Origin of the sequence: Acidovorax sp. 22279 (assembly GCF_052045435.1) — a bacterium.
Lineage (GTDB): Bacteria > Pseudomonadota > Gammaproteobacteria > Burkholderiales > Burkholderiaceae_C > Acidovorax > Acidovorax delafieldii.
In genome coordinates, this window is the sequence record NZ_JBQEOV010000032.1 from 1 (window position 1) to 5,222 (window position 5,222).

Genomic DNA, 5,222 nt, shown 5'->3' on the forward strand with positions numbered 1-5,222 from the left:
TGCCCGTGAGAGGTAGCGCCCAGCACCATTCCCCAGATTTCTTCGCCTCTTCGGCCAACGCTAAGCCAGGACCGCGCCGAGGGCGCTTTGAGTTCCTGCGGGGGGAATCCATAAAGCTGCGCTTTACAAACCCTCCCCCCTCCGCAACTCAATCCCGGCACCGCTAATGGCACGGCGAAGAACTCAGGGGAACGGTGCAAGCAAGGCCAGCTTGCACGGGCAACAGACAACAGTTGTCCGGCTCGGAATCTAGGGGCCCGGTACACCTGAAGGGGAACACCATGATCGCAAGCAACTACCGCAAATTTCCTGAAGCTCTGGCGCTGCAGATGCCTTTGCAGTTCGGGCGCTTGCTGGTGTGGGCTACGTCGCGGCCGACGACGCGGCTGCTGCGGGCGATCAGGGCAGAGCGCGGCGCAGCTTTCAAGGCAGCGGGCCGAGTAGCCTATCCAGTGCGCAAGACCACGCCGAGCTGGGCGCGTGAGCTGGCGAAGAAAGTGCGCGACCTGGGCAAGCTGGTGAAGGCTGCGCAGGTGGCGCTGGTGTTCTCTGAGCCGGTGAAGCGCAAGGGCTTCGGCGGACATATCGACCGCATACTGGCGATCCGCCCGCTGGCCCGCTGCCCTATCGTAGTCAGCGCGTGAATTGTCATGGCCAGATCCGTTTTCGCGACATTTGGAAGGCTGTGCTAGCTTTGGAGGCATGAACACCAGAGCATTTGAAGAGGCGCTGCAGCGCCAAGCAATTTTCGAAATTGCAGTTGCACTGATCGTGCTGATAGCACTGTTTTGGGCGACGTATTGGGTTATCAAAGCAGGAGTGCGAGACGGCATCATTGAAGCTGGCCCAAGAACTCGCACACACGAAAAACCGGCGGCGCCACCCGGCTACCGGTGGGCACTCGTGAAAGAGACAGCGCAAACAGAAGACATCCGCGCAGACTGACTCATTGCGTCAGGCTTGAACGTACTTGGGCATTCCGTGCAGCAAGGCCCTGCAGGTATTGGCTTTGCGGAGGCTCAGGGCGTGCAGCAGGCATTGGAACTGGAACAGTGCGTACCGGCTCTGCCTGGGTAACCTGCTGGGCCATCTGTGGCGGGTTGCGAGGCTGCTGTGTGTCCGCAGGTGGTGCGGACTTCCAGTCCATGAAGAAGCCACGCTTAACGACCTGGAGGCAGGTTTGCACGCTGACCTGCATCAGCGTGGCCTGCTGGGTGTAGCACTCGCAGCGCGGGCCCATGTGCACGCAAGCGGCAGGGTATGGCGCGACAGTAGGCGAGGTGACTTGATCGTAGGCCGGCGCAGTGTGCGGAAAGTCTTTGAGCCGTGGCGTGCGGGCCGCTAGATATTCGTCCAGGCTTGCAGGCTCAGCGCTTGTGCGACCGCTGGGGCTGATGGCCTGCTTTGCGGGGGCAGCGGCAGAGGGGACGGAGGGGAGCGATGCTGCGACACCGGAGGCGCCGCCCTTGAACGTCATGTTGTACAGCTGATGGCCGACGAACCCCACGCAACCGAGCGCCAGAACCAGCGCACCGACGCCCTTCCAGACCTTGAGCGGTATCCCGGTTTTGCGGGTGTCCATGCTAGTGGACGTGTACCAGTCGAAAGCCTCGCGCGGCCATTTGCGGCTGGTCACTTCGCCGTTCTTGCCTGAACCGTCTTTCTGTGGCTGATCATTCACCGCAGACCACTTCAATTCGTTGCTGGCATCGCCCAACATTGAGGCCTTGAAGTGCCGATGCCACGCTGGTGCAGCGATCAAGCGACGGACAAAGCTATCGATGTTGAGTGGGTGCTGTGTGATGAAGAAGAAGTCAAAGCCGCGTTTGCGGTTGTCCTGCGCGAGCGCTCCAATCCACGCAGGAGGCTGCCCAGTCGCGCGAGTGGGCATGACCTTTTGGCACTCATCGACGATGCAGATGGAGCCATCTGGCAGCGACTCCCAATCCTTCGGCTCGAATTCCTTCCAACCGAAATCGAGCAGGGGTTGCTTTGCAGCGAAGCCCCAGAAGAACACAGGCCGACCGGTCTTCACCTGGAGCTGACGAACGTCCCAGATGGTCATGAGCGTTTTGCCCGCGCCGTTGCCGCCTGTGGTCAAGTACAGGTAACCGAGCTGATAGCGAAGGGAGCGCATCATTTGACCACCAAGCGTTTGATACTGCCGCCAGCGCCACCGGTCAGACCTTGCAGCGCCATACGAGCAGTCAAGGCACTGAGAAGGATGGAGAGGAACTCACCAACGCCCATGGCCGAGAGCATGCCGACGACCTCAACGGGCAAAGCGGAGAGCGCTGAGACAGCATTGCTCTTAGCCCAGGTGAGGGTGGTGGACACACCGGTGAACGTTACAACGCTCATGCCGAGAGCGATCAGCACGCGGCCAACCAATGTCCCGGCTATGTTGATTAGCGCCCCCATGAGCGCCGCAATAAATGCTGGCATGGACTACCCCCTGTAGCGAATCAAAACGATAACAAGCGCCAACAAAGCAAACACAGGAATAAGCGCAGGCATGGGCTACCCCCTAAAGACAATGAGAACCCACATCAACGCGCCGAAAGCAAGCAGTGCAAGGCGCAGCGTTGCAAGGTGCGGGCATATCTGACTGATTGGCAGTGAAACGGTCTGGCCGAGTACGTCCACAGGCAAATCAGATATGCAGGTGCCGGGGCCGAGAGCGTTTGACGAGTCATACATGCTCTGACCGAAAGCGATGGTTTCATTGCCAGGAAGATCGGCAGTGCGCTTGCCCGTTTTGGACTTTTCAGCGTCGTAGAGCTGGGACTCTGGCGTCTGATCGTCGAACAGCTTGCAGGCCCTGCGGTGCTGCTCCTGAGCCATTGCGCACTGAATGGCGTCACCTTCACAGGTGAAACCAGCACCGCAGGAACCGCCGAATGCCGAACCGTCATCTTTGCCGTCTTTGCAGAGCTTGGAGGACGGGTTTTCCTGGCAGAAACCCGGCTTTGAGGTTGTGGAGGTTGACGTAGTAGTGGTCGTTGTCGTAGCGCCTGTGCTGTTATTGCGGCGCGTTGTCGTCGTCGTGGTGGTCGTCGTGCACTTGTCGCCCTCACAGTTCGTAGAGCGATCAATGCGGCGTGTGGTGGTCTCGGTGCCGTCGTTAGTCTCGGTCTCATCTGAACCACCATCGGCGCCGCTATTGGGTACCTTGTTTATGCAGACCTCGACACCGTTCACGGTGCCGGTATAGCCATTGGGGCATTTCTCTTTCTCTGGAACCTTAGGGGGCGAGTTATTGGGCCCAACATCGCAGGATTGATCGACGGTGGACGAGTCGCCAGCCATTGAAAAGGTGCCCTCGGTGACAGAGGCAGCACCACCGTAATCAAGAAAAGTATCGCGGCTGAATGAAACCTTGCAACCCTTGGACGCGCTATCGAAAGCACCGGGCATGCAGAACTGAGCCCCGTCGGAAACGTTGCCCTGCAGGCGGTAATCCTGGACAAGCGCACCGCCGGGCAAGGTCTGAGAGACAGCGAAGGATGCGCAGCGGTCCCTGTTTTCGTTGCGAGCCTCACAGGCCCCATTGATCTCGGTAAATCCAGTATTACAAGCGCAAGAGCCACCGGATAGCGACGAGTTTGCAGGGCAGCCGGTCCCAATAGCACCCGCACTGAATTGAAAGCCGTCATATGGCCCATAGCCGGGGCAAGCATCCCGGGAATGCCATATCTCAACGCCGGAAGATGTCGGGTTTTTGGAGTACCAATTGAGAGCCTTCGTCACTCCGCCGCCGCAGCTAATAGTGGGCTGATTAGCCTGAGCCTGAGCAACGATCTCGGAAGCGGTGCCCTCAAAGCTGTAGTACTTGTACCGCACGACAGGCTGAATCACAGCAGCCGCATAGAGCGACACGGACCACAGAAGAACTGCAGCGATCAGGCGGTAAACATGAGCCATGCCGCCCCCAGTAATGCAACGATGACCCACAAGCCCATTTCAACCCCTTGACGATGCGCACACCACGTGCACATGGGCAAAGGCCCCGGGTCTGCAGCCCCGAGGACAAGCGGCTATCAGCGCGCGGCGCCGCGAATCCAGCGGAACACGCTGACGGTCACGGAGACCAGCAGGCGGGCATTGCCGATCAGCGCAATCGTGGCCATGGTGCCGAGGATGTAGGCGACGGCTTCGGTCACATCGGGCTGAGTGGGAGCGGTTTGCGCGAAGGCTGGCGCGGAAGCCAGAGCCATTACGGCAGCACCAGCAGCTACGCGCTTGCTGTTCTTGACGTAGCGGGCACCGGCTTGTTTTGCGCGGAGGAACAGAGACATGGGTTACTCACTTTCTTTCGTTGAAGAACCATCGACAAAGATGACCCGATGAAACTCGCGGAATGCGAGGCCAACGGCCCATACCGCCACGATGGCAATGGCGATTGATGCCCCCTCTTCAAGCGTGAGATTGAAGGGGGGGACTGATATCTGATGCACCACCGTGACCGTGCAGGCGGTGGAGCATTCGATGACTGTTGGGTCAGCCACGTGGCATGGCCTTGGAAAGTGCCGCAGCGCGAGTGCGGGCAGTAGCAATACGCTCAGCGCGTTCTTCCCAGGCCATGAAGCGTGCGACGACCCACTCGCCTACGGTCAGGACCACGTGCAAAGCAAAGGCGCCAGCAAGGCCCGCAAGGAAGCCGAGGCAAATCACGCCAAGTGCAAAGTGTGAAAGTTGCTGCTCAGTGATGAGCGAAGGATCAAATTGCATGAGTTGGCTCCTGCTTTTTGTAGAGGTCGTCCAGGTCGATGACCTGGGGGCGGTGGAATGGCTCGGTGTGGTCCTCGATAAGCTGCACGCAGGTTTCGAGGTCTTCCACAATGGCGGCTTCGCAGAGCAACATGACCCACTCCGGCTGGCCGTCCTCGAAAGACGGCGCGAGGAAAGCGCCTGTTGTGCGGGACTGGATCACGTTGCGCATGGGGTGCCTTTGGGCCTTAGGCGGCCTTGGCCTGGGTGGCGGGTTTGATCGCCAGCAGCGTGAGCTTTGTGCTGTTGTCGGCACCGGCCACGATGTCGAATTCGCAATCGCACATCACACCGCCGATGGGCCAAGAGTTCTTGAGGTGTTCCCACTTCTTGAACTCGGTGGAGTCGCCCAGCTTGAACGGGCGAGTGACTACGCCGATGCTTTCGCCGCTGGAGGACTGCGCAATGTCCACCGACAGGTGGAAGGTGGTGGAGTCGAAGGCGCGGCCCTC

Annotated in this window: 10 protein-coding genes; 2 read left to right on the plus strand and 8 right to left on the minus strand. The window is 59.6% G+C overall.

Annotated features, from left to right (window positions below):
* Positions 1 to 281: 281 nt before the first annotated feature.
* Both ACTJKQ_RS24395 and ACTJKQ_RS24400 read left to right on the plus strand, forming a co-directional pair.
* Complete coding sequence (locus ACTJKQ_RS24395) at positions 282 to 644, plus strand: hypothetical protein (RefSeq protein WP_440598349.1); 363 nt, start codon at positions 282 to 284, stop codon at positions 642 to 644.
* A 58-nt stretch (positions 645 to 702) separates the two neighbouring features.
* The gene (locus tag ACTJKQ_RS24400) at positions 703 to 945 is read left to right on the plus strand and encodes a hypothetical protein (RefSeq protein ID WP_436078192.1); all 243 of its coding nucleotides are present in this window, start codon (positions 703 to 705) and stop codon (positions 943 to 945) included.
* Between the two features lies 1 nt (position 946).
* On the opposite strand, the gene ACTJKQ_RS24405 is transcribed toward ACTJKQ_RS24400, so the two are convergent.
* The 8 genes from ACTJKQ_RS24405 to ACTJKQ_RS24440 form a co-directional block, all read right to left on the minus strand.
* Complete coding sequence (locus tag ACTJKQ_RS24405; protein ID WP_440598350.1) at positions 947 to 2,140, minus strand: zonular occludens toxin domain-containing protein; 1,194 nt, start codon at positions 2,138 to 2,140, stop codon at positions 947 to 949.
* On the minus strand, positions 2,137 to 2,445 hold the full coding sequence (locus ACTJKQ_RS24410) for a DUF2523 domain-containing protein (protein ID WP_056641357.1): 309 nt from the start codon (positions 2,443 to 2,445) through the stop codon (positions 2,137 to 2,139). The genes ACTJKQ_RS24405 and ACTJKQ_RS24410 overlap by 4 nt, the downstream gene beginning before the upstream one ends.
* Positions 2,446 to 2,520: 75 nt before the next feature.
* Entirely contained in the window at positions 2,521 to 3,924 is a 1,404-nt protein-coding gene (locus ACTJKQ_RS24415) for a hypothetical protein (protein WP_440598351.1), read from the minus strand.
* 116 nt (positions 3,925 to 4,040) lie between these two features.
* Positions 4,041 to 4,298: a major capsid protein gene (locus tag ACTJKQ_RS24420; protein WP_422848879.1), complete on the minus strand. Its 258-nt coding sequence runs from the start codon at positions 4,296 to 4,298 to the stop codon at positions 4,041 to 4,043.
* A 3-nt stretch (positions 4,299 to 4,301) separates the two neighbouring features.
* A complete protein-coding gene (locus tag ACTJKQ_RS24425; protein ID WP_440598352.1) occupies positions 4,302 to 4,508 on the minus strand; it encodes a hypothetical protein in 207 nt (68 codons plus the stop codon).
* A complete protein-coding gene (locus ACTJKQ_RS24430) occupies positions 4,501 to 4,731 on the minus strand; it encodes a hypothetical protein (RefSeq protein WP_440598353.1) in 231 nt (76 codons plus the stop codon). Before ACTJKQ_RS24430 ends, ACTJKQ_RS24425 begins: the two co-directional genes overlap by 8 nt.
* Positions 4,721 to 4,942 (minus strand): hypothetical protein, encoded by a 222-nt coding sequence (locus ACTJKQ_RS24435; RefSeq protein ID WP_440598354.1) that lies wholly within the window; start codon positions 4,940 to 4,942, stop codon positions 4,721 to 4,723. The genes ACTJKQ_RS24430 and ACTJKQ_RS24435 overlap by 11 nt, the downstream gene beginning before the upstream one ends.
* Before the next feature lie 16 nt (positions 4,943 to 4,958).
* The coding region (locus ACTJKQ_RS24440) for a hypothetical protein (RefSeq protein ID WP_440598355.1) at positions 4,959 to 5,222 on the minus strand (264 nt) is incomplete at its 5' end.